Annotated in this window: 22 protein-coding genes; 8 read left to right on the forward strand and 14 right to left on the reverse strand. The window is 54.6% G+C overall.

Features of this window, described 5'->3' with window-relative positions; genetic code table 11:
* Positions 1 to 40 precede the first annotated feature (40 nt).
* Entirely contained in the window at positions 41 to 490 is a 450-nt protein-coding gene (locus tag AC13DE_RS13750) for a CopD family protein (protein WP_483048147.1), read from the reverse strand.
* A gap of 404 nt (positions 491 to 894) precedes the next feature.
* On the opposite strand from AC13DE_RS13750, the gene AC13DE_RS13755 reads away from it, so the two are divergent.
* Genes AC13DE_RS13755 through dnaQ form a run of 4 tightly spaced genes read left to right on the forward strand, consistent with a single transcriptional unit; the run spans position 895 to position 3593 of the window.
* Positions 895 to 1494, forward strand: coding sequence for a Maf family protein (locus AC13DE_RS13755; RefSeq protein ID WP_483048148.1), 600 nt, complete (start codon positions 895 to 897; stop codon positions 1492 to 1494).
* Complete coding sequence (locus AC13DE_RS13760) at positions 1491 to 2324, forward strand: shikimate dehydrogenase (RefSeq protein ID WP_483048149.1); 834 nt, start codon at positions 1491 to 1493, stop codon at positions 2322 to 2324. Before AC13DE_RS13755 ends, AC13DE_RS13760 begins: the two co-directional genes overlap by 4 nt.
* Positions 2324 to 2914 (forward strand): dephospho-CoA kinase, encoded by a 591-nt coding sequence (gene coaE / locus AC13DE_RS13765; protein ID WP_483048150.1) that lies wholly within the window; start codon positions 2324 to 2326, stop codon positions 2912 to 2914. The genes AC13DE_RS13760 and coaE overlap by 1 nt, the downstream gene beginning before the upstream one ends.
* Positions 2907 to 3593 carry a DNA polymerase III subunit epsilon gene (dnaQ, locus tag AC13DE_RS13770; RefSeq protein ID WP_446296340.1) on the forward strand — a complete coding sequence of 229 codons (687 nt, stop codon included), beginning with the start codon at positions 2907 to 2909 and terminating at the stop codon, positions 3591 to 3593. The genes coaE and dnaQ overlap by 8 nt, the downstream gene beginning before the upstream one ends.
* Here dnaQ and secB read toward each other — a convergent pair.
* Positions 3590 to 4081, reverse strand: coding sequence for a protein-export chaperone SecB (secB, locus tag AC13DE_RS13775; RefSeq protein WP_446296339.1), 492 nt, complete (start codon positions 4079 to 4081; stop codon positions 3590 to 3592). The two genes, dnaQ and secB, sit on opposite strands and share 4 nt — an antisense overlap.
* Before the next feature lie 60 nt (positions 4082 to 4141).
* Complete coding sequence (locus AC13DE_RS13780) at positions 4142 to 4651, reverse strand: FxsA family protein (protein WP_446296338.1); 510 nt, start codon at positions 4649 to 4651, stop codon at positions 4142 to 4144.
* A gap of 102 nt (positions 4652 to 4753) precedes the next feature.
* On the opposite strand from AC13DE_RS13780, the gene AC13DE_RS13785 reads away from it, so the two are divergent.
* The 3 genes from AC13DE_RS13785 (at position 4754) to AC13DE_RS13795 (ending at position 7022) form a co-directional block, all read left to right on the forward strand.
* The gene (locus AC13DE_RS13785; RefSeq protein ID WP_446296337.1) at positions 4754 to 5413 is read left to right on the forward strand and encodes a Tim44/TimA family putative adaptor protein; all 660 of its coding nucleotides are present in this window, start codon (positions 4754 to 4756) and stop codon (positions 5411 to 5413) included.
* A gap of 77 nt (positions 5414 to 5490) precedes the next feature.
* Entirely contained in the window at positions 5491 to 6444 is a 954-nt protein-coding gene (gene mltA, locus AC13DE_RS13790) for a murein transglycosylase A (protein ID WP_483048435.1), read from the forward strand.
* Complete coding sequence (locus AC13DE_RS13795) at positions 6441 to 7022, forward strand: Smr/MutS family protein (protein ID WP_446296336.1); 582 nt, start codon at positions 6441 to 6443, stop codon at positions 7020 to 7022. Before mltA ends, AC13DE_RS13795 begins: the two co-directional genes overlap by 4 nt.
* On the opposite strand, the gene AC13DE_RS13800 is transcribed toward AC13DE_RS13795, so the two are convergent.
* From AC13DE_RS13800 to hslV, 3 genes are read right to left on the reverse strand one after another with little or no spacing between them, the layout of a single operon-like run.
* Positions 7013 to 8239 (reverse strand): MFS transporter, encoded by a 1227-nt coding sequence (locus AC13DE_RS13800; protein WP_483048151.1) that lies wholly within the window; start codon positions 8237 to 8239, stop codon positions 7013 to 7015. The genes AC13DE_RS13795 and AC13DE_RS13800 overlap by 10 nt on opposite strands.
* A gap of 38 nt (positions 8240 to 8277) precedes the next feature.
* Positions 8278 to 9585: an ATP-dependent protease ATPase subunit HslU gene (gene hslU / locus AC13DE_RS13805; protein ID WP_483048152.1), complete on the reverse strand. Its 1308-nt coding sequence runs from the start codon at positions 9583 to 9585 to the stop codon at positions 8278 to 8280.
* Positions 9582 to 10139 (reverse strand): ATP-dependent protease subunit HslV, encoded by a 558-nt coding sequence (gene hslV, locus AC13DE_RS13810; protein ID WP_446296333.1) that lies wholly within the window; start codon positions 10137 to 10139, stop codon positions 9582 to 9584. Before hslV ends, hslU begins: the two co-directional genes overlap by 4 nt.
* A 97-nt stretch (positions 10140 to 10236) precedes the next feature.
* Between hslV and AC13DE_RS13815 the strand changes: the two genes are divergently transcribed.
* Positions 10237 to 11145, forward strand: coding sequence for a hypothetical protein (locus AC13DE_RS13815; RefSeq protein WP_483048153.1), 909 nt, complete (start codon positions 10237 to 10239; stop codon positions 11143 to 11145).
* Positions 11146 to 11197: 52 nt separating this feature from the next.
* Here the strand turns inward: AC13DE_RS13815 and trxA are convergent, their stop codons facing one another.
* The 8 genes from trxA to regB all read right to left on the reverse strand — a co-directional run bounded on the left by trxA (position 11198) and on the right by regB (position 23074).
* A complete protein-coding gene (gene trxA, locus AC13DE_RS13820; RefSeq protein WP_446296331.1) occupies positions 11198 to 11518 on the reverse strand; it encodes a thioredoxin in 321 nt (106 codons plus the stop codon).
* Between the two features lie 38 nt (positions 11519 to 11556).
* Positions 11557 to 14934 (reverse strand): double-strand break repair helicase AddA, encoded by a 3378-nt coding sequence (gene addA, locus AC13DE_RS13825; protein WP_483048154.1) that lies wholly within the window; start codon positions 14932 to 14934, stop codon positions 11557 to 11559.
* On the reverse strand, positions 14931 to 17894 hold the full coding sequence (gene addB, locus AC13DE_RS13830; RefSeq protein WP_483048155.1) for a double-strand break repair protein AddB: 2964 nt from the start codon (positions 17892 to 17894) through the stop codon (positions 14931 to 14933). Before addB ends, addA begins: the two co-directional genes overlap by 4 nt.
* Positions 17887 to 18579 (reverse strand): nucleotidyltransferase family protein, encoded by a 693-nt coding sequence (locus tag AC13DE_RS13835; RefSeq protein ID WP_483048156.1) that lies wholly within the window; start codon positions 18577 to 18579, stop codon positions 17887 to 17889. Before AC13DE_RS13835 ends, addB begins: the two co-directional genes overlap by 8 nt.
* Positions 18555 to 19559: an aminoglycoside phosphotransferase family protein gene (locus AC13DE_RS13840; protein ID WP_483048157.1), complete on the reverse strand. Its 1005-nt coding sequence runs from the start codon at positions 19557 to 19559 to the stop codon at positions 18555 to 18557. The genes AC13DE_RS13835 and AC13DE_RS13840 overlap by 25 nt, the downstream gene beginning before the upstream one ends.
* Complete coding sequence (tsaE, locus tag AC13DE_RS13845) at positions 19556 to 20026, reverse strand: tRNA (adenosine(37)-N6)-threonylcarbamoyltransferase complex ATPase subunit type 1 TsaE (RefSeq protein ID WP_483048158.1); 471 nt, start codon at positions 20024 to 20026, stop codon at positions 19556 to 19558. The genes AC13DE_RS13840 and tsaE overlap by 4 nt, the downstream gene beginning before the upstream one ends.
* 61 nt (positions 20027 to 20087) lie before the next feature.
* Entirely contained in the window at positions 20088 to 21536 is a 1449-nt protein-coding gene (locus tag AC13DE_RS13850; protein WP_483048159.1) for a PAS-domain containing protein, read from the reverse strand.
* A 149-nt stretch (positions 21537 to 21685) separates the two neighbouring features.
* Positions 21686 to 23074, reverse strand: a complete 1389-nt coding sequence (gene regB, locus AC13DE_RS13855; protein ID WP_483048160.1) for a sensor histidine kinase RegB — start codon at positions 23072 to 23074, stop codon at positions 21686 to 21688.
* Positions 23075 to 23174: the final 100 nt, after the last annotated feature.

The following is a 23174-nucleotide window of genomic DNA, read 5'->3' on the forward strand; positions in this document are numbered from 1 at the left end:
CTGAAACACATAGTCAGAAGTCGACGTTTCGTCAATCCGCTTAGAATTTCACCACCACAGACAGGACGATGACAATCATCAATACCGTCGGGACTTCGTTCATAATTCTGTATTGTCTACCCGTTACCGTGTTGCTTCCCGAAGCAAAGTCTTTGACCCGGGCGTAAAGCCATTCATGGAACGCTGTCATCGCGATCACGCCGATCCCTTTGGTCCATGGCCACCAAGCCGTCCAATCGACGACGCCGGGTGTAAAAACTAGGCTTAGCCCAAAAATCCACGTGGCGATCATAGCCGGCCGCATGATTATCGTGGCAAGCTTGAATTCCATCATTGAAAACAGCTCGTGGATCGGCCCCTGCAACCCAACTTGTTCGGTGTGATGCACCAAAAGCCGCGGCAGATAGAACAACGCAGCCATCCAAGAGATAACAGCCATGATATGTAAAGCCTTCGCCCAAGGGTAAACGGCGGCCAGAAGGTCAGACATGTCACTCTCCATTCATCGCGGTCTTTCTAATATAAATAAGAAAAGAAGAAAGATGATGATGTAAGTAGAGTACACAAAACCTGTGGATTATCCAGTTATGCGTTGATTTATCCACCTGTGCACATTGAATTGTCACGATAGAGGACAACAAAGTACACCGTCGTTAATAATTATTAATATCAGTAGCTTAACGAGATATAGAGCGCAGAAAATATTGTAGTGTTCTGGGGATAAACTTGGGATTAAACATATAAAGGGTGTTGCGGTTTTATCCTTATCCCTCCCCGTATAACCCGGGACAACGTGACCGAAAATCAGGGCTATACCTGGGCAAGTCGGTTACCCTCGCTTTCCTACCGAGAAATCCTTAAAAAGTTCTTAAGGTCGTTCACAGGTTTATCCCCATGTCACAAACACTAATCCTCGCATCTGCTTCACCCGTGCGTACAGAGATGTTGCAACGCGCAAATGTCCCGCACGAGGTCAGCGTTGCTCGAATTGATGAAGAAACGATTAAAGCCGCCCTTCTGGCAGAAGACGCATCGCCGCGTGATATCGCTGACACTCTGGCCGAAATGAAGGCGCGCAAGGTCAGCGACAGGAACCCCGAAGCTTTGGTTCTGGGATGTGATCAAGTGCTGGATCACCGCGGGCAACTGCTGTCCAAACCCGCGTCACCTGAACATGCGGTCGCCCAAATAAAATCATTGGCGGGTGATCGCCACAGCCTTTTATCCGCCGCAGTCATCGTGGAAGGTGGAAAACCAATCTGGCGCCACGTGGGTCAAGTAAGACTGCGGATGCGTGAGGCATCAGACATTTATATCGAAGATTACGTCACGCGAAACTGGGATAGCATCCGCCAGTCAGTAGGCGGATACAAACTTGAGGAAGAAGGCGTAAGACTTTTCAGCGGTATTGAAGGTGATTACTTTAATGTTCTAGGATTGCCGCTGCTCGAGCTGCTTAATTATCTGACTTTAAGAGGGAACTTGCCTGCATGAGTTTGCCTAAAATACCGCTTGCCGGAGTGATCGGCTATCCGATCGCACATTCGAAGTCGCCAAAAATCCATGGTCACTGGCTGAAAACTCTGGGTATTCAAGGTGCCTACATGCCAATGGAAGTAGAGCCGGCTAACTTGAAAGACGTCATTTTGACCTTACCCAAGATGGGGTTTGTCGGGGCCAATGTGACGCTACCCCACAAAGAAGCCATAATGGAAATCGCGGATTTTGTGACCGACCGCGCTGCACTGATCGGTGCCGTGAACACATTGATTTTTCGGGCAGATGGGAAGATCCAGGGCGATAATACAGACGGTTACGGTTTTCTTGAAAATTTAAAGAACGGGGCACCAAACTGGGCACCACAGGCTGGCCCAGCGGCGGTATTGGGCGCAGGTGGTGCCGCCCGCGCTGTTATTGCATCATTGCTGGATGCAGGGGTACCCGAAATCATGTTGTCGAACCGCACGCGCGTGCGTGCCGATCGACTGAAATCTGTCTTTGGTAACCGCGTTACGGTGTACGACTGGGTACAAGCAGGCAATATGTTGGACCATGCGGCGTTGGTGGTTAATACCACATCGCTGGGCATGATTGGCAAGCCCGAGCTACGGGTGCCCCTCGACGGTCTCAGCCCTAACACCGTGGTGACCGATCTGGTTTACGCCCCACTGAAAACCAAGCTTCTTGAGACTGCCGAAGAATTGGGATGCGTGACCGTCGATGGGTTGGGTATGCTGCTTCACCAGGCCGTCCCTGGTTTTGAACGCTGGTTTGGCACCCGCCCTGAGGTTGACCGTGCAGCACGCACCGCGGCGTTGCTTTGATGTTTATGCTCGGGCTGACCGGATCGATCGGCATGGGGAAATCGACGACTGCAAAAATGTTCGCTGACGCTGGCTGTGCGGTCTGGGACGCAGATGCGGCAGTGCACCGACTGTACGAAAAAGGCGGGGCGGCGGTTAGTGCATTTCGTTCGGCATTTCCCGAAGCGGTCATCAATGACGAAATATCCCGCCCTGCTCTTAAAGAAATTATTGCGCGCGACGAGTCTGCCCTGAAGAAGATCGAAGCAATTGTACACCCACTGGTAGGCAAGGACCGCGCGAATTTCCTTGCTACAGCCCGGAGCGAAATTGTGGTTCTCGACATTCCACTGATTTTTGAAACGGGGGGCAATCTGCGGATGGACGCCGTTGCATGTGTCACTGTTTCAGGGGAAGTGCAGCAGGAGCGGGTAATGGCGCGCGGGACAATGACTCAGGAACAATTTGAAAATATCCGCGCGAAACAGATGCCAAACAATGAAAAATGTGCGTTATCCGACTATGTAATCGAAACCGACACCGTTGAACATGCCCGCGCTCAGGTGCAGGCGGTCATCGAAGACATCAAGGAAAGGATACGCCATGCGTGAGATCGTTCTGGATACGGAAACCACCGGCTTTGATCCTGAAACCGGCGACCGTATTGTCGAGATAGGCGCGGTGGAGCTGATCGGTCACATGGCTACGGGCAAGACCTATCATCAATATATCAACCCTGAACGGAGCATGCCCGACGAAGCATTTCAGGTGCATGGCCTTGGCGATGATTTTCTGCGCGACAAACCCAAGTTTGCCGAAATCGGCAGAGATTTTATTGATTTCATCGGTGATTCCAAGCTGATCATTCACAATGCAGCATTTGATATCAAGTTTCTGAATGCCGAGCTGAAGTGGATGAACCTTCCGCAGATCCCGTGGGAACAGGCGTTGGACACGCTGGCTATTGCACGCAAACGTTTTCCGGGGTCGCCTGCATCGCTGGATGCTTTGTGTCGGCGATTTGGTATCGATAACACATCGCGCACCTTGCACGGCGCCTTGCTTGATAGTGAAATTCTTGCCGAAGTATATCTTGAGCTTATCGGCGGTCGCCAACCGGATTTCGGCCTGTCGAGCCAGCCAGAACCTGTAGCGGGTGATCACCGATCAGAATGGACACCCAAGCCGCGTCCAATGCCCCTGCCCTCGCGCATCACAAAAGAAGAAGCTGCCGCCCATACCGAGTTTGTCGATAAATTGGGCGACAGAGCTGTTTGGAAAACGCTTTAAGCGTCAGCTTTTTGTGCAGACTCGGCTTGCCGACGTGCGATCTCGTTGCGGTACAAAGCAACAAAGTCGATATTTTCAAGGTTCAACGGCGGGAACCCACCATCACGCGTGATGTCACTCACCACCCGGCGCAGGAACGGGAAAATCATCCGTGGGCATTCGATCAGCAGAAACGGGTGCATCTGGTCATCTGGAACACCTTCTACATGAAAGACGCCGACATAATCGATTTCCAGGAGAAACAGCGTTACATCGCCTTCTTTTGCCTTTGAAGTAACCTGTAGCTTGATAGCCGATTCATACTGGTTATCAGCCGCACGCTTTTTTGCGTCCAGATTTACTTGTACTTGGACGTCCGGTTGAACATCGGTTGGCGCGCCTTTTTGTGCCATGATGTTTTCAAATGACATGTCGCGGATGAACTGCCCCAAGATGCGCAATTGTGGCTGCGCTGCCTGAGTAGGTTGTGTTGCTTCTTCTTCAGCCATATTTAGGACCCCTGAAACTAAAAATTCATTGGCAGGGCTTATCAGATCGGTTGACGGCGCTCAATGGTCTGTCCAGCCCGACGGGCGTTTGGGGCGGCTGTCACCATCGGGAAGCTCGTGATATTCGCCGTCAATGATATCACCTTGCATAGGGCGATGCGGTTGTGGGCGTTTTTGCTGCCGCGGATCATGCATATTGCCGCCCATGTTAACTGACCCGCTAACCTTGATTTTACTACGCACCGCTTTGAACGCGGCGGTACGAACAGCGGGGATCAGCAAAGCAAAGCCAACCGCATCGGTGAAAAAGCCCGGTGTAAGCAACAACGCACCGGCAAACAGGATCATTGCCCCGTGCACCAAAGGTTCAGTAGGGTCGCGAACTTCGGACAGGGATTTCTTGATCTGACCAAGCGCCAACGCCCCTTGCGCGCGCATTAGATAGGTGCCGATAATCGCTGTCAGCACAACAATTGCCAACGTCCATCCCAAGCCGATTATGCCACCGACTTGGATGAATAATGTTATCTCTATCAATGGTACGGCAATAAATGCCAAAAATAGCCACATGGCCAAGATCCTTTCCTGAGGGCCAGAGTGGACTTGGCCCGGTTCACACCCTACATAGGGGCAATACACCGACGTTTCCATGTTTCTTAATACGAGGTACCTATGAATTCGCCACTGATACAGCTTCTGGTACTTGCCGGTATTGCAGTGTTCCTGATTTTGCGTCTGAAAAATGTTCTTGGCACGCGAGATGGCTATGAAAAGCCAACGGCTGTCGAAGCTCCGCAAAAAACAACGAAGGGACCTGCATTCGAGGTGATTGAAGGTGGTCCTGATCTTGATATCACCGATCACGCGCCCGAAGGGTCGGATTCCGCTCTGGCCCTGGCTGAAATGAAGCGTGTCGAACCTTCGTTTGGTGTAAGTGATTTCCTTGGCGGTGCACGCGGCGCATACGAGATGATCGTGATGGGTTATGAGCATGGCAATCTTGGTGATATTCAACCTTTCTTGTCAGAAGAGATTTACGAAAGCTTCCTTGATGGGGTCGCGGCCCGCGAAGACCAAGGATTGACGGTTGAATCTCACTTTATCGGTATCCGGGAGATGGAACTCGTCAACGCGACGATGGACCGGACCACCAATGAAGCGGAGCTCACCATCCGTTATGTTGCCGAGATGACATCGGTTGTAAAAGATCGCGACGGTAATGTCGTCGAAGGCAGCCCAACCGAAGTGAAACGTCAAAAAGACACGTGGGTGTTCTCTCGTGTCATGGGCTCGGATGATCCAAATTGGTTGCTCGTTTCTACAGACGGATAAGGCGTGCCTTTTGGTATGCATTGTTGTGGGCGGGCCTGACGGTGCCGCCCGCAAATGCGGATGTTTCCTATACAATTATGGATTTCAGCCAGCTCGATGGTTGGGAAGCCGATGATCATGCAGCGGCGCTGAGGACATTCCTGAACACATGCGGCGACATGAAGGACGTCGACTGGCGCAACCTGTGTAAATTCGCCAATACCTCCCCCGATCCGAAACAGTTTTTTGAATTGTTCTTCCGCCCGGTGTTGATCGAAGATGGGCAGGAAGCGCTGTTTACCGGCTATTTTGAACCCGAACTCGAGGGTGATTTGTACCCTTCGGATCGGTACCGTTATCCCGTCTACGCCATGCCCTCGGAAGCCGAAAGCAATAACCCGTGGTTAACCAGGCGTGATATTCTGGACACCGACGTGATGAAGAATCGCGGGCTGGAAATTGCTTATGTCGATGACCCGGTTGAGCTTTTCTTCCTTCAAATACAAGGTTCCGGACGTATCCACCTTCCAAGTGGCAAGTACCTTCGGGTTGGTTATCGCGGTGCCAATGGTCACCCGTATCGGTCCATCGGTGTCGAACTGGTGCGCAGAGGTATTTATGACGTCCATCAGGTAAGTGCTGACGTGATAAAAAACTGGGTGCGGCGCAATCCGGCAGATGGACGCGAATTGCTCTACCATAACCCGTCGTACGTATTCTTCCGAGAGGTTAACCAGGTTCCCGCCGATCAAGGCCCGCTTGGCGCGATGAACCGGTCTGTGACACCGCTGCGTACCATTGCGGTCGATCCAAAATTTGTACCGCTCGGTGCCCCCGTCTGGATAGAGAAGGCTGGAGCCGATCCTTTGCACCGTTTGATGATCGGCCAGGATACCGGGTCAGCTATCAAGGGGGCCCAGCGGGCAGATGTCTTCTTTGGCACCGGCGACGGTGCCGGGCGGGCTGCGGGTAAGCTACGCGATCCGGGGCGGATGATGGTTCTAATGCCAATTCAACGGGCATATGGATTACTGCCGGAACCGCTGGAATGACCCGAAAGCGTCTAAATAAGGATGATCTGTCGCTTTGGCAAAAGGTGACAGAGCGAACGGAAAAGCTCGACGTGAATCAGCTTTTTCGGCCCGAGATAGATGCGCCGGCACCCAGCCTTCCGAAAATCCGCAAAACGACCTCTGTTGTGCTGGGCAAACCTACGCCAAAACCCCGCAGCAATGCGCATGATTTGATGCCGTCCCTACCCGACCAGATCCGCAAATCTCCGGTGCAGATGGACAGCAAGGCATTCGGCAGGTTGAAACGTGGAAAAATCCGCCCCGAAGGCCGGATCGACCTGCACGGCATGACGCTCGACCGCGCCCATCCGGCGCTGACCAAGTTCATTCTGGGGTCGCACGCCAAAGGAAGGCGCTTGGTTCTGGTCATCACAGGCAAGGGCAAAATGCGCGATGAAGGCGGACCGATCCCTGTCCGTCACGGTGTTTTGCGCCATCAGGTCCCGCAGTGGCTATCGATGCCGCCGCTTTCCGCTGCTGTATTGCAGGTCAGTCAGGCCCATATCAGCCACGGGGGCGGTGGCGCTTACTATGTGTATCTTCGCCGTCACCGCTGACGCGGAACCAGTCTGCTTTGGTACCTAAGAATTCCGGTCGTCGCCATGATCGCCGCGATCACATAATAAATCGCGATCGGGATCATCTGTTCAGGAAAATCCACGCCCAGATCTATGAACAACCCGGTGATGCCCGGCCCTATTGCTGACCCAAAAACCATCAATGCGGCGGCGACAGCCTTGATCGAACCGATATGACGCGTCCCGTAGAACTCAGCCCAGAACACCGAGGTGGCGGTGGCCTGCATCCCCTGCCCGATGCCGAATATCAGTAAGCCCACCCCGGCCATCGGAATTGTGTCAGCATAGGCGAGCACGGCAAATGATGCAGCAAAGGGCAGCATCTGGACGGGGGTGACCCGTATCACGCCAAAACGGTCCACTGCCCACCCTGATACAAAGGTCGAGATAACGGAGGTGACCGTATAAAGCGGCATCAGCGCCACAAAGCTGACCAGCGACCAGCCTTTGACCTCGGTCAGATGGACCTGTTGAAAGAACAGGGCCGTGCCCCACGCCGCGGGGCCTATGATCATCGGGATCATCAGCCAGAATAATCCATGCCGGATCATCTGCCCGCGGGTCCAGTGGTGCCCTTCCATACCGGCAGATTGGGTTGTCTGTGACATGGATTGCGGGGTTCGCTCATGCCGCAACAGCATCAGCATGACCGGCATGGTAAGCAGCACCAGCCCGGCGGCCAACACCCACAGGCTGCGCCAATGAAAACTGGCAAATAACGCCACGAACACAACGGGCAGTATCGCTTGCCCGACGGCAAATCCCAACGATGACAGCGACAATGCCTTGCCGCGTGCTGCCTCGAACCAGCGCACCATGGCAACAGCACCCAGTTGTGACATCATCCCTTGACCAGTCAGCCGCAGCGCATAAATGACAAGGATCAGTGCGATCCAGTTGGGCACCGCCGCCATCGCCAGACATGCTGTGGCGAGCGCGACCATCACCCAGAACGACAAACGGCGCACCCTGAACCTGTCGGTAAGCACACCTGCCCAAACCATGGTGATGGCCGACAGTGTGGTTCCGATAGTATAGATGCCACCCCATTGGCCGTCACTCAGGCCAAAGCTTCCCTTAATTTCACCGGCGAAAAGCGAAATAAAATAGGTCTGACCGTACGAAGATGTAAATGTCAGCAGGAAACCTGCCAATAAAAACAGCCAATTGGCGCGAATAAACTGAAGGTAAGCCATGCGCCATCATTCTCAGGCGCATGGCATATTGAAAAGCCCTAAAGAACGTAACGCGACAGATCGGTGGATCGGGTCAATTCGCCAAGGTTCTTTTCAACGAAATCACCGTCAACCACCACTTTTTCGCCTCCACGGTCAGGCGCGCTAAAGGACAGCTCTTCGAATACCCTTTCCATTACGGTATAGAGTCTGCGCGCACCGATATTCTCGATGGATTGGTTCACATCGGCGGCAATCTTTGCCAATGCCTCGATGCCATCTTCGGTGAACGAAACCTCAACCTCTTCCGTGCCCATCAAGGCGGTGTACTGCAACGTCAGAGCGTTATCGGTTTCTGTCAGGATGCGCACGAAATCACCTTCGGTAAGCGCGCGTAACTCGACCCGGATTGGCAGACGGCCCTGTAATTCAGGAAGCAGATCGGACGGCTTGGCGATGTGAAACGCACCCGACGCAATGAACAAGATATGGTCGGTTTTGACCGGGCCATGCTTCGTCGAAACGGTGGTCCCTTCGATCAGGGGTAGCAGATCGCGCTGCACACCCTCGCGCGATACGTCGCCGCCCCGCGCATCGGAACGGGCGCAAACCTTGTCAATCTCATCCAGAAACACGATGCCGTTCTGCTCCACTGCATCGATTGCGGCGCGGTTCACTGTTTCATCATCCAGCAGTTTGTCAGCTTCCTCGCTGATCAATACTTCGTAGCTTTCCGCGACCGAGAGCCGCTTTTTCACCTTCCGACCGCCCATGGCTTTGCCAAACAAATCGCCCAGGTTCATCATGCCCATTCCGCCGCCGGGTTGGCCGGGAATATCCATCATCGGGAATGGACTGGAGGTATCGGCCACCTCAAGTTCGATCATCGTGCTGTCCAACTCGCCCGACTTCAGTTTCTTGCGGAACATGTCGCGTGTACCTTCGCGGGCATCAGCACCCGCAATCGCATCAATCACGCGTTCTTCCGCCGCCTTGTGGGCGCTGACCTTGACGTCTTCGCGCATGTATTCGCGGGTCATCACGATCGCACTATCGACAAGATCGCGGATGATCTGTTCGACATCCCGTCCGACATAGCCGACTTCGGTGAACTTTGTCGCTTCAACTTTCAAAAACGGTGCCCGTGCCAGCTTGGCCAAGCGGCGGCTTATCTCGGTCTTACCAACGCCGGTCGGGCCGATCATCAGAATGTTTTTGGGATAAACTTCGTCGCGCAAATCGTCGCCCAGTTGTTTGCGGCGCCAACGGTTCCGCAACGCAACGGCGACGGCGCGTTTTGCATCATTCTGACCGATGATAAACCGGTCAAGCTCGGAAACGATTTCGCGAGGGGTCAGATCGGTCATGGTTTGATTTTCTCCACCGTGAGGTTGCCGTTCGTGTATACGCAGATATCTGACGCGATCTTCATGGCGTCACGGGCAATGGTTTCCGCATCGCGACTGCTATCCATCATGCCGCGCGCAGCGGCCAGCGCATAATTCCCGCCCGACCCGATGGCCGCGACGTTGTGTTCAGGTTCCAGCACGTCGCCCGCACCGGTGATCACCAGCAGTTCCTTGCCATCAGTGACGATCAACATCGCCTCGAGTTTTTGCAGGTACTTGTCGGTGCGCCAGTCCTTTGCCAGCTCGACGCTTGCGCGGGCGAGTTGACCGGGAGTCGCCTCCAGTTTTGCTTCAAGCCGCTCAAGCAGGGTAAATGCATCCGCTGTTGATCCTGCAAATCCCGCAACCACGTCAAAGCCGCCGGGGCTTAGCCTGCGGACCTTGCGAGCGGTGCCTTTGATGACCGTCTGGCCCAGACTGACCTGTCCATCGCCGGCGATCACGACTTCACCGTCCTTTTTCACCCCGATGATGGTGGTCCCGTGCCATCCGGGGAATTCTTGTTTCGACATGCGCGGTCTCCTTTGCTTCAGCCCTATATGGTCCCCGAAAACCAAAGGGACAAGGGTCGGCCCACTTGTGGCGATCTGTTGCCGAGGCTAGCGTCAGATGATGACGTATAATCAAACAGTCCATATCCTGTTAGAACCCGGCCTGCTTGAAAGCGCACTTGCGGGCAATCACCCGTTCATCGCCAAGATGGCGCTCCTGCTTGAATCTGCCGGCTTTAGGGTCGAATATAGGTTGCACGGAGATCAAAATCGCACTGACCAAACCTATGTGTTAAGCCATATGAAGCCGCCCCCCGGATCCCGCGGGCTGATATTCCGCCGGGTATACGAATATCCGTTTTGGCAGATCGACAGTTCCGCCAGCCGCTGGGAATGGGATGTTGCAAAAGCTTCATATGACCCGGCGGCGGTCTCCGGGGCCGAGGCGGCGCGTTTCTATAACGCCTGGCAGAAGCGTCTGTATGGGGACGCAACGCATAATCTGTCGCGCGATGGAATTGTCTATGTGCCGCTTCAGGGCAAGTTGCAAGAGAAACGGTCGTTTCAGGTGTGCAGCCCCATCGAAATGCTTGAAAACTGCCTTGCCCATGATCCGGGTCGAAGGATCATCGCGACCATACACCCCAACGAAAACTACTCGGCGCGTGAAATTGCAGCACTAGACAAATTGGAACGCGATAATAGCCGTTTGCGCGTTGAGGCAGGCGGAATGATACCGATGTTACAGACCTGCGACTATGTAGTGACCCAAAATTCGAGCGTGGCTTTCGCCGGGTACTTCTTTGGCAAACCCGCGTTGTTGTTTGGAAATATAGACTTTCATCACATAGCCATAAAAGCGGATATGACTTATTTGGCCACTGCATTTACCAACGTGGCGCAAGCCCGGCCGGACTATGCCCGGTACCTGTACTGGTTCTGGCAAACCCAAAGCATCAATGCCGGACGCGACGACGTGCACAGCAAAATCGCGGCGCGATTTGAACGTTTCGGCTGGCCCATGTAAAAAGGACGCCCCATTTCTGGCGCGTCCTTTAATTCATTTAATACCAAAAGGCTTAGATCGATTCTTCGATCCAGCTTTGCAAAGCTGCCTTAGGCCGGGCACCGGCCATGTTGGACACCACTTCGCCGTTTTTGAAGATGAACAGGGCAGGGATGCCGCGAACGCCCATCTGGGCAGGGCTGTTCGGATTCTCGTCAACGTTGACCTTGACGATTTTCACCTTGCCGTCCATTTCCGCCGAAAGTTCTTCGAGCGAGGGGCCGATTTGTTTGCAGGGGCCACACCACTCTGCCCAAAAATCCACCACAACGGGAAGATCGGAATTCTTAACTTCTGCGTCGAATGTTGCGTCTGTGACTGCGACGGTTGCCATGTTGCTGCTCCTGCACAAGGATTGGTTAAGGTGGGAATCTAGGTAGCCTCCGGCACTTCGTCAAGATCGGGAACCAGCGATAGGGCGTTTGTGATAAGTATGTCCGGTAAGGTCATCAGCTTGGCAGTCCGCGTCCACAATATCGCCGTGCTGACGCGGTGGTCGGGAAAAACCTGTGCAAGTGCGGAGGCATAGGCACCCATCTGACGCAACAGGCCATCGGGACAGCCCTCAGGGGTGGCAGGCACGATGCGGTTGGTCTTGAAGTCTATGGCAAGCACTTCGGTATTGGTCACCAACAGCCGGTCGATCGTGCCATGCAGGCGCCGCTTGCCGAAAGGGGCGGTAATAGGCACTTCAACCAGCGCGTCGGCCTTGAAAATCCGCTGAATTTCCGGGGTGTTCATCACAGCCACTGCTTCCTTTAGCGCGGCATTGGCAACTTTGGCATCATAGCGATCGGCAAGTGTCGCCAGTTTTCCATCCCATTGATCGCTTTGCATCAACGGTAGGGTTTCCAACAGCTTGTGAACAAGGTTGCCGTATGATTTCGCTTCGTCTTCGCTTAGCCCATCTTCACCGGGCAGGGCTTTTCTACCCCCGAGATCCGAGGGCGATGTAGTCGTTCTACGCAGGGGGATTTCAACCAGAGCCTTCGTAAATACAGGCTCTAACGTTGGATCGAACTCCAAAGAACGTTTGGTTTCGGCGATAGGTAAGTTATCCCAATCCCCGTATTCAAACCTGAGCATCCCGTTCGTGCCGATCGGCTTGGCACCGACATCATTCATGGCGGCACCGATCATCTGGTACCAGCTGTTTCCGTCCTTGGGCAATTCACCCGCAGCGGCGACGATCAGCCATTTTTCGGCACGGGTCATTGCAACATAAAGCAGGCGCAGACGTTCGGCTATCTCCAGATCCTTGCGTTCGCTCAATGCGGTTCGCATAGCCGATGGCATGTCGCCTTCGCCGACTTTCCAGACCGGGGTGACACCGATGTTGATAATTTCATCCCGGATAACCAGGTTACGTTTGGCAGTATCAGGCAAAATCACAATCGGTGCCTCAAGACCTTTCGCGCCATGAACCGTCATCACTCTGATTTGGTCGGATGCGTTGTCGATCTGGCGTTTTATCTCAAGATCGTCGGTCTGCATCCAAACCAGAAAACCTGTCAAACTGGGAATGGAACCGCGTTCATAGGATAGCGCCTGCGATAGCATCGCATTTATCCCATCTTCGGCTTCAGACCCTAAGCGGGCCAACAGCCTGCGCCGTCCGTCATGACGGGTAAGGATCCGTTCAATCAGGTCGTAGGGTCGTAAAAAGTCGACATGAGCGCGTAAGTCCCGCAGGATCGCAACGGTTTCAGGGTATTGGGTACTGCTGCGCAACGCTTGCCAAAGATGGTCTTCGGAACGGTAGTGCGACAAGGTAAAGAGCATCTGCTCGGTCCAGCCAAACAGTGGCGACTTTAATGCAGTCGCCAGGGCCAAGCTGTCTTCGGGCGTGGCAAGAAAGGACAACAGCGCCCCAAGATCCTTGACCGCCAGTTCTGCACCGACTTTCAATCTATCCGCCCCGGCAATAGGCAGGCCAGCTGTTTTGCAGGCACTGATAATCTCTGAAAACAGGTCACTGCGGCGCTGGACCAGGATCAAAAAATCACCCGCGGTGATCCGTCGCCGGGCGAATTTTCCGGGGTCATCAGTATCAACCGGCAAATAGTTTTCTTCATCGATCAGGGTTTTGATCTTTTGCGCAATCTGGGTGGCCAATACGACGCTATGATGGTGCGACGACTTTTGATCGACTGGGTCAGACCATTCCCGGTCGTCGGTTTCGTCGGTTTTTTCAACCAGCGGCCACAGATCAACACGACCGGGTAGCGCGGATTTGAATGCCTTGTGCCGGGTATTTTGATCAAACCCGGCATCTGAATGAGGTGCCAAGGTTGCATCGACCAAGCCAAGAACCGCAGACGAAGATCGGAACGAATAATCGAGACTACGCCGCTGAAAAATCTGGTTTGCTTGAGTTATTTTGGCTTCGAAAATGTCCTGTTTTCGGTCAAACTCACGTGGGTCTGCACCCTGGAACGAATATATCGACTGTTTCTTATCGCCTACAACGAACAGCGTGCGATCCTCGGTGTCCCTCGCCCCTTCGCCGCTATAGAATTCATCGGTCAACCGTTCGATCACGTCCCATTGGCGGGGGCTGGTATCTTGGGATTCATCCACCAGAATATGATCGATGCCCCCATCAATACGGTATAAGACCCATGCAGCCACCGCAGGGTTGGTTAACAGGTTGCGAGCCTTCAAGATCAAGTCATCAAAATCAAGCCAGCCGCATTTTTGTTTCTCTAGCGCGTAGACGTGCAGAAATCGCCGCGCAAATTGATGCAGCACATGTGTTTTCTGCGCCGCTTTCAGCGCCAGCCTTGCATCGCGTGCACCTTCGACCCGCCGCATCAGATCATCGATTTGTGGCATCAGGTCAAACAATAGCTTTTGCGTAGGTTTGGTTGGTACAGAGCCGATTTTCGCGGTAAATGGCTCCTTCGCGCCGGTGCCTGTCAGAAAAACATCTTCCAGGACGGGCAGGGCGGTGATATCCAGCGCCCCGATCAACTTGAGCTTTTCCGCGGCTTTTCCGTCAAGCCCGCCCTTGGCAAGCATAGGCGGTATCATCGCATCAAGGATCGCCGCTTCTGATCCCAGAAAGACGGATGTCGTGATGGATTTTTCGGTAAGATCCGCAGGGTACCCGAATAGCGACAGGATGCTTTGCCAAGTCGATGCCTGCGCAAAGCCTTCCCTTTGATTCACGATGCTGCGGGTTAACTTGGCGAAGTCTTCGCCAGAGTAGTGTCGTGCCAGCGCGATGATCAAATCGGCATCTGGGCCTTCTGCCATGTCATCGACAATCTGGCTCCGCAATAGGTCAGCGGCGCGGTCTTCGATCTCGGTGAACTGCGGGCTTACACCTGCCTCGAGAGGAAAACGCCGGAGCAAAGATGCACAGAACGAATGGATTGTCTGGATCTTCAGACCCCCCGGTGTTTCAATTGCGCGGGCAAACAACGTGCGGGCCATGCGCATTTTAGCCGGGGTAAACTCGTCTGAAACGCCCAGCTCTGTCAGCGCAAGGCGAAGCTCATCGTCCTTCAGCATCGCCCATGCGCCAAGCCTTTTAAAGAGCCTGTTTTGCATTTCGGATGCCGCGGCTTTGGTATAGGTCAGGCACAGAATGTGTTGGGGTTCGACGCCATTCAGCAACAAACGCGCCACACGATCGGTCAGAACGCGGGTTTTGCCGGACCCGGCGTTTGCCCCCAGCCAAGTAGAGGCGTCAGGACGAGCAGCGTCTATTTGGGCGCGGGTGGCATCATCGAATGGCACAGTCATTTCAGATCCTCCGGTGTCGGCTCGGTTGTGGCATCCCATTCACCAAAACGGGCCAACTGGTCATAGTCTCCTGCAAAGTCCGTGGTCTTCACCATCCGCCGCGAGGTGAACCCCTGATCCTCGGACAGATAGCTGGTAATCAGCGCATGCAATTTGGCAAGCACTTCATGTGGGGGTTCATCTTCAAGCGGTGCCGGCCGTTCTATCGGCTTGCTGCCAAGACCGATATACGCGGCCCGAGCCACCGTCGCCGGGCCAATCTCCTTGAATCCGCCCTCTTCAATCATCGCCGCCTCCAGCAGCAACTGTTTGTCAAAGGCTTTTTGCTCAGCGACACTGGGAGGGGTGCCGGTCTTGTAGTCGTATATCAATATATCGCCGTCGTCGGTCCGGTCGATACGGTCGGCATACCCAGTGAGGGTAAAGCCCAAATCCGCTAAAACATGGCGACCCTTGGCCGCTTTTTCAAACGCGGCGGGCCTGGAATAGCTTTGGCGTTTCACCTCGTTTTCAATGAACCAGTCAGCAATTCTTTCTATTTTGGTCAGCCACATCACACGCGCGGCAGGCCAGGGGGCCTCGGCATCCAATACCGTCGATGCGGTCTCTAACAAGTGTGCCTTTGTAAGGTTTTCTGGCTCGACCATCACCGACTTGATGAAACGCTCCATTATTTCATGAACGATGATACCGCGCACCGGGGCGTCGGGTGATTGCACCAACGGGTTCAGGGCCCGTAATTTCAAACTGTGCTTGACGTAGATCGCATAAGGGTCCCGGATAAGTCGCTTGATCTCGGTTACTGACAAGGCATGGGGGCGCGCTGCCCGCGGGGGGCGCGGCGAAGGGCGCGGGGCTGGTGGCTCGCGTCGCACCGCTTCCAGTGCGCGGGCCTGTGCCAGCCAATAGTCACCGCGTTCGACCATGGATTTCCACGCCCTGTCACCGCTTTGATCAGAGAGCCCGTTCAAAAGGTTGCCCAAGCGGTTCAACCAACGCGAAGGCACTGTTTCAGCTTCATCTGATCGAATTGCCCGGGTCAGGCAGACTTCGGGGGCGGCGATGGATTGCTGGTAATCATGTGCGGACAATCCGATCCGCCGTTCGGGAAGCAACAATCCCGCTTTCATGCGCATTTTTCGATTTAGCCATGGGTCCGGTGCCGGGGATTCGGGCCACATGCTGTCATTCAGGCCGCCCATGATAATCAGGTCCACACCCTGCACGCGAGCCTCGAGGGTTCCCCATATCATCACGCCCGGATGCGGGGCGTCACGATCGCGAATTTCACCTTGCTGCAATAATGCCCCCACCAAATCTGCATAGTCCGACGCAGACATAGTGTCTCCGTAGGCGGCATTCTCGCAAAGATTGGTCATGACGTTGCTGGCTTCTTCGCCAGCGAGATGTTTCCATAGCTCACTGGCGGTCGATGGGTTGGAGCCGTCGGCAATGGCATTGGCAAGATCGATATGCGCGGCGACCCATTCTTCCAAAGGTCGTTCCTTGCCAATCTCTACACCAGTCACGCACGATCCGACCCACTGTGCCCATGCGTCCATTTGCAACGGGTCCTTCGACCGGGAAACCGTCTTTTGCGACAACCGAAGTACACTATCGGCTGTGGGATAAGGCAGCCCGTCGCGCCGCAGCTGAAGTTCAAGACGCTGGGTATTGAGCTGGTGGATGTTCCTGTCACCGCCGCTGTGGGTCAGGGGGTGTTTGAGCAGGGTCAGCAAGGCTTCGGAATCGAGCTTGCGCAGGAAAAGACCTGCGACGTGTCGCAAAAACCGCCCCGGAGGCGACAGATGAAGCGGGAGGCCGGCGCTATCGTCTGGCACTATGTTCCACCGGTCGAGAGCCGATGTAACCTGACGCGACAAAAGCCGGTCAGGGGTGATCAAGGCGGCGGTTTGACCATCCTCTACCGCTTGGCGCAGCCGCAGGGCGATCGCCAACGCTTCGGCCCGTGGGGTAGGGGCCTGGATGAGCGTCAACCCCTTGGTCGCTGAAACAAGATCGGGCAATTTTGGCCCTTCGGTAAGCCAGACGTGAGTGACAGGCGCTGGGCGCAACGATAATGACACCAACGCATTCCGCTCGGGCGAGGGCGGGACCGCATCGGTCCAGGCACCGATTTTGCTGCGCGGCATATCGAGTTCACATAAAAGGTGGCGGAAACGATATTGCGGATGATCTTGCGCAAGTTTTTCCTGGTCTTCGCCTAAATCCGTCCATACGGCGGTGGGCATATCGAAGTCGAACCCGGGCAAGATCACCGCCCCCTGCGGTAAACATGCCACGGCTTTCATCAGCAACGCAGACGTGCCCCGAGAACCGGTAGATCCCGCAACGATTATTGGGTTTTGGGGCGGATTTTCGGTCCAGTCCGCGATCAGTTGCTGCACGATCTGGCGTTGGCGCGCCCGTGGGTCGGGGCGGGAAATGCTGTCACCCAGATATTTGTGGGCAATCGAAAGAAACTGCTTGGACCGTTCCCAATGGCCGGACTGATCACTGACGTCAAGACTGGTGATAGCCTCAACCGGGACGCCTTCGCCCTGCATTTCGTCGATCAACTGCGCCAAACTGTCGGACAGATCATAAAGCGATGTTCGCGGCGCAAGCTCGGGCGCGTAATCCAACAGCTTGGACACCAGCGTGATCAGTTCAAGCCGCCGCCGCAGGGTCGGGCTGGGAAGCGGCAAAGCGATGTGCGGTGCAAGCGTATCTAGATTGTCGATAAGATGGATTCGGGGCAACAAGCTGGCAGGACCCGTGTCGAACACCTCGCGGAGGCGGCGTTGCATGCGCCGTGTGTTCACCACCAGATCAACTTGACCAATGATATGTGCCGGCTGACCTTGCAGTCGTTCTAAAAGGCCGGCGACCAGATCTTTGGGGAAGTCTATTCCGGGTGCCACACCAAAGACCCGGGGTTCGTGCTGGGGTTCAAACATCTAGGGTTCCCAACATGCGTTCAGCCATCTCTATACCTTCGGGATGACCCACGTCGCACCAGCGCCCCGGATAGCAAATTCCGAACAACCGGCCCTGTGTTAGCATTTGGTCCCATACCACATTCAACGAGAATGCCTTTTCTGACATGGTGCCCAGTAAGTCGGTCTTGATGATCTGGACACCGCCATAGATTATGCCGGGCCCACGCGATAGCCGCCCGTCGGACGACATCGTGAAGTCCCCGGCCCCGGAATGGCCAATGGCCCGCGCGCCCGGAACGCACACCAACAGCGCATCCATCTTGTCGGGTTCCCACGCATCCAATGCCAAGGCAAGTGGGTTCGGCCCGGCCCAGATTGCATCGGTATTCATGGCAAATACCGGCCCGTCGCCTAACAGAGGCAGCGCGTTACGCAATCCGCCACCTGTTTCCAGGATGTCAGGCTGCTCGACAATCGTGCGCACGTTGCGCCCTTGGAGATGGGCCAACAATGGCTCTGGCTTGTAATGAAGGTTCACCACGATGCGTTCTGGTCTGACTGCGTCCGCCAGGTCCAGAGCGTGGTCGATCAAGGGACGGCCGGAAACCCTGATCATCGGTTTAGGCTGATCTTTGGTCAAATGCTTCATTCGTGTGCCGAAACCTGCGGCAAACATCATTACGGCGTTCGGAGTGTTGCGCATCTTGCTTTCAAGTCCTCAAGGAAGCCCTTGTCAGGGACGGGCAGAGCTTCGTTTATCAGCGATGCCAGATCGCGCAGGTCAGGATGATCGAGATTTCGCTGGATATATCCCCAAACACGAGGAATCAGGTCAACGTAATGTGTCTTGCCATCCCGCAGGCAAAGCCGGGCGAAGATACCCAGTATGCGCAGGTTGCGCTGCACCCCAAGCAAAGCGAAAGCGCGGTTGAAATCGTCAGCGTCAGCCTCGCTTTTTTCCACGTACCGGGCGATCATGGCAGCTTGGATATCGGGAGAGACATCGCGTCGGGCATCTTGCAAGATCGACACCAGATCGTACGCGGGATGACCAAGCAGGGCGTCTTGAAAGTCAAGCAACCCGACCTGGGCAGTGCCGTCGCGCCCCGGTAGCCACAATAGATTTTCAGCGTGATAATCACGCAAAATCATGAAGCGTGACACATCATCAAGCCGTCTGGCATGCGGACGGAACAACGTGTTGAACGCAGCCGACGCGTTGCCGTCAGGGGCGTACCAGTCAAAGACTAATTGCGTTGCGTCCAACAGCCAATCCGTATCACAAACCGGCAGCTTTGGCGGCGGCATCTGATGCAACTGGATCAATACATCCGTTGCTGCGACGTAAAGAGGCATGGTCGCTTCCGGGGTTTCCACCATCAACTTCCCAAACAGCGCGTCACCTAGATCCTCGATAAGAAGAAAACCGTTTTCCACATCGGCGTTGTATATTTTCGGTGCGCTCAATCCTTGACGGCCAAGCCATTGGGCGATGTGCATGAACGGGCGAACGTCTTCGCCCTTGTCCGCCGGTGCGTCCATAAGAACCACGCTGCTGCCGTCTGACCGGGTCAAGCGGTCATACCGACGGTTCGAGGCGTCCCCAGCAAGCAAATGGCGCGTCGCATGCGCCCAGCCCGCCTGCTGAATGAACGCCTGTGCACAGGCTTCGCGTGTGGTCATGGTGCCCACCCATCAAGCTTTTTTGACCATTTCTTATTTGTCCAGCTTGCGGTGATCTCTCGGGTCTCGTCACCTGTCGCTTCAATTGCCAGCTCCAACGCGTGATCGGGCGAAAGGCTGCCAAGACGGTCCGGCCATTCAACCAGACAGATCGCGTCATGAAACGCGTCGCTAAGGCCGAGTTCCTCAACTTCGTAACTGGAGCTGAGGCGATAAAGATCAGCATGCCAGATCATCCCACGCGTGGATTCATAGGTTTGCACGAGCGTAAACGTCGGAGACGGAATATCTTCGGGGTGGGACAGCAATGACAGGATCAGCGCGCGCGCGAAATGGGTTTTTCCCGCGCCGACATTTCCGGTGAGCAGGATTGTATCGCCTGGTTCCAGAACACGCCCAAGCGTTCGGGCAAGTCCGGCGGTGTGATCTGCGTCGTGCAGGTTAAGGGAAAGATTTCGCGATGCCATGGTGCCAAGGTTACTTGGGCAGACCTATGCGCCGCAAGGCGAAAGAGGCGAGCTTGGTACGCTAAGGGGTCGCTATCAAATCCTGGGCGACGGCGGGTGTGGTCAGTTTTTCTGACATATGAAACCTGATTAGCGTCGCACCCGCGGTAATTGGTGAGATGTTACAGGTCATTTGCGATCCTTCGGACAGATACACCGGCATGCTCCAGTGTTTTCGATCCTCGATGTTACCGACATAGCTTTCGATTTCTCCCCAGGAAAAGTTTGGGGCACATCTGCGTTTCCAGATCTGCACGGCATCATAAATCGTGACATCGGCAAAAGCTTTTTCCGGGTCTACCTGCCAAAGCTTCTGATACGCTGCATTGGAAAATGTCAGGACACCAGCCATTGAAAAGACCGCGATCGCATCTTCTAGGGTGTCCAGCAATGACTGGCCCAGTTCCAACTCGGCGCGAAAGCTTCGGGTCAGGCTGACTTCGGCGCTGATGTCTTCGATAAGAAACGCTGTTGCTCCGTCAGGGTGTGGGCGCCCCCTCACGCGGAGCGTTTGCCCCGTATCTATGGACCATGTTTCTTCATATCGCCCGTCATGAGCTGCGGAAATGAGATCGGAGATCGCCAAGCGCCAGTCGGTATAGTTTTTGGGTTCGGGCATTTTACGGTTTTCACGCAAACGGTCAAAAAAGCAATGGAGCGTCGGTCGACTGCTAAGAAACTCTGCGTCTAGTGAAGAAAGATCCACCAACGCCGGATTGAACAGCGCCAGTTGGTTGTTGCGGTCGAAGATGGCAAGCCCGATAGAAAGATGGGCGAATGTCTTGGTCAGAGTCTGCACAAAATTGCGGCGTGCTTCTTCGGCGCGGACTAGGTCGGTCACACAGATAGCCTGATAGCACAGCACTCCCTGGATTTCGATATTGGTGATTTCGTACCATTCCTTTTTCTGTGTGGATGCGATCCTGACGGAAATCCGTTTTGCGGCCTCAAGGCGGACGGGGTCAAACAGCGGTTGGGCGCTACACGGTTGGCCAGGGTATACCCGTTCGTGCAATTCGTGGCAGGCGTTGTTCGACCAAAGAATTTTCCCCGCTTTGTTCGTGTGCCATACTGGAATGCTCAATCCAGAAGACAAGCAGCGCAACAGGGTACGGCTATCGGTTTCTGCAAGCGGATCTTCTTTGTCCGGGTCGAAAACGACGATACGACACAGGTGCTGATCCCACGAAATTTTTATCTGCCTCGAAGTGGTGGTATCGCTGGACGAAATATACTGGCTCCCGGCGATCCCGGATTTTGGTTCAGGTGGAAATTGTGGAAACATTTCCACCGCGAAATCATAAAGGTCCGACCATTCGTGAAAGCCGGGCTCAAGCGCGCAGAATTCGCCGATGCCATCAGAAGCATGTTGCAACACCCCATGATCGAACAGATACGAGATTTTAGGCTCGCTTTCCTTGGGCGCTGCGGTGTCCGGCGTTTTCTCATGGCTTAGCCATAGATATGCCACTGAACCGCTTGCTAGAATGGCCAGTAATATGCATGCGATATCGAAGGCGGAAATCAATTCAGAACACTTTCATTAATAATCCGGTGTTTAGACGCGTAAAACGTTAATCTTTCGTTAACGATGATTACAACGGACGCAATTGGTGTGAATCATATGCGAATTGGGAGGTTTTCACCAAGCGATGTCGATCCGTTTGTTGTCTGCGCATCTAACTGGCGACGTGGCCAGATGACCTCTACCACTGCGCCTAATTCATTAAAGCGGTCGGTTGGGTCTTCTGACCCGTTGGCAAATCGCAGTTCGGCACCAGATCTTTCAAGCAACGTTTTCGCGATGAACAGCCCTAACCCCATGCCTTCGTATTCCGGGCGTTCAGACGAGGCGGGTTCAGGCCTGCGGCGCCGCATGAAAGGGTCGCCGATCCGTCCCAGAAGATAGGGAGGAAAGCCTTTGCCGTCGTCAAAAATTCGTACCGAGATATGACGGTCTGTCCAGTTCGCTTCGACCCAGACGGTCGTACTGGCAAAATCGACTGCGTTTTGGATAAGGTTGCGTAGACCATGAATGATTTCGGGTTTGCGGTATATCGCCGGCTGGTCGACTGTATCACCGGCAGTTGGATCTATTGAGAACTCTATGGTTTTTCCACGCATCCGATGTGGTTCAGCGGCTTCTTCCAATACTGTCATCAACGGGGCTGTGTGCATATGCAGATCGTCCTTTCCAGCCCTTCCCATGTCTCGCAAAATATCACGGCATCGGTCGGCTTGATCCTGGATCAGAGCCGCATCTTCGGCCAGTTCCGGCCAAGAATGCAGTTCGCTCAACAGTTCGACGCTGGTCAGTTTGATCGTCGCCAGTGGTGTGCCCAGTTCGTGCGCGGCGGCGGCGACGACCCCGCCCAGGTCAGTTAATTTCTGCTCGCGGGCCAGTGCCATCTGGGTCGCTGTCAACGCATCGGACATGGAATGGATTTCGGTAGTGACCCGTCGGGAATATGCTGTGGAAAATACGATGGCGATGATCAAAGCGATCCAATTTCCAAAGACAAAGACATCAGGAATTTCCATGAGGCCACCGTTTTGGGTGATCAGCGGAAAGTGATATGTCGCCAGAATAGAGACTAATACTATAGCGGTCCCACACAACACCACGGTCGATCGCAAGCTGAGCGCGGTGGCTGAAATTGTAACCGGTGCCAGCAGCAATAGCGAAAATGGGTTATTCAGGCCTCCGGTGACAAATAGCAAAAAGCTGAGCTGCAATAGATCGAACAGCACCATTGACAGGTTTTCATATTCCGAAAGCCGTTTGTTTTCGGGAAACACCAGTGTGGCGATCAAATTACCGATGACCGATACACCGATGGCGAAGTAGCAAAGCGCTAGCTCCAGCTGTAGACCGAACAGGCGCTGGGCCACCGTGATTGCAATCAGTTGCCCCGCAATCGCGACCCAACGCAACACAATCATGGTGCGCAGTCTGATCCAGTTGGCCCGCGTCCGGTCGCCCAATGGTTTGATCGTGGCCTGCGTCATTGGCGCACCTTTTTCAACTTGGTGCTATGCACCGACAAAATTGCAGCGTAGGTGCCCCCCATTGCGCGATCAAGGGCGCGCTTTCGCATTGGAGCTTTAG

It is taken from the genome of Sulfitobacter sp. L-8, from assembly GCF_056859255.1.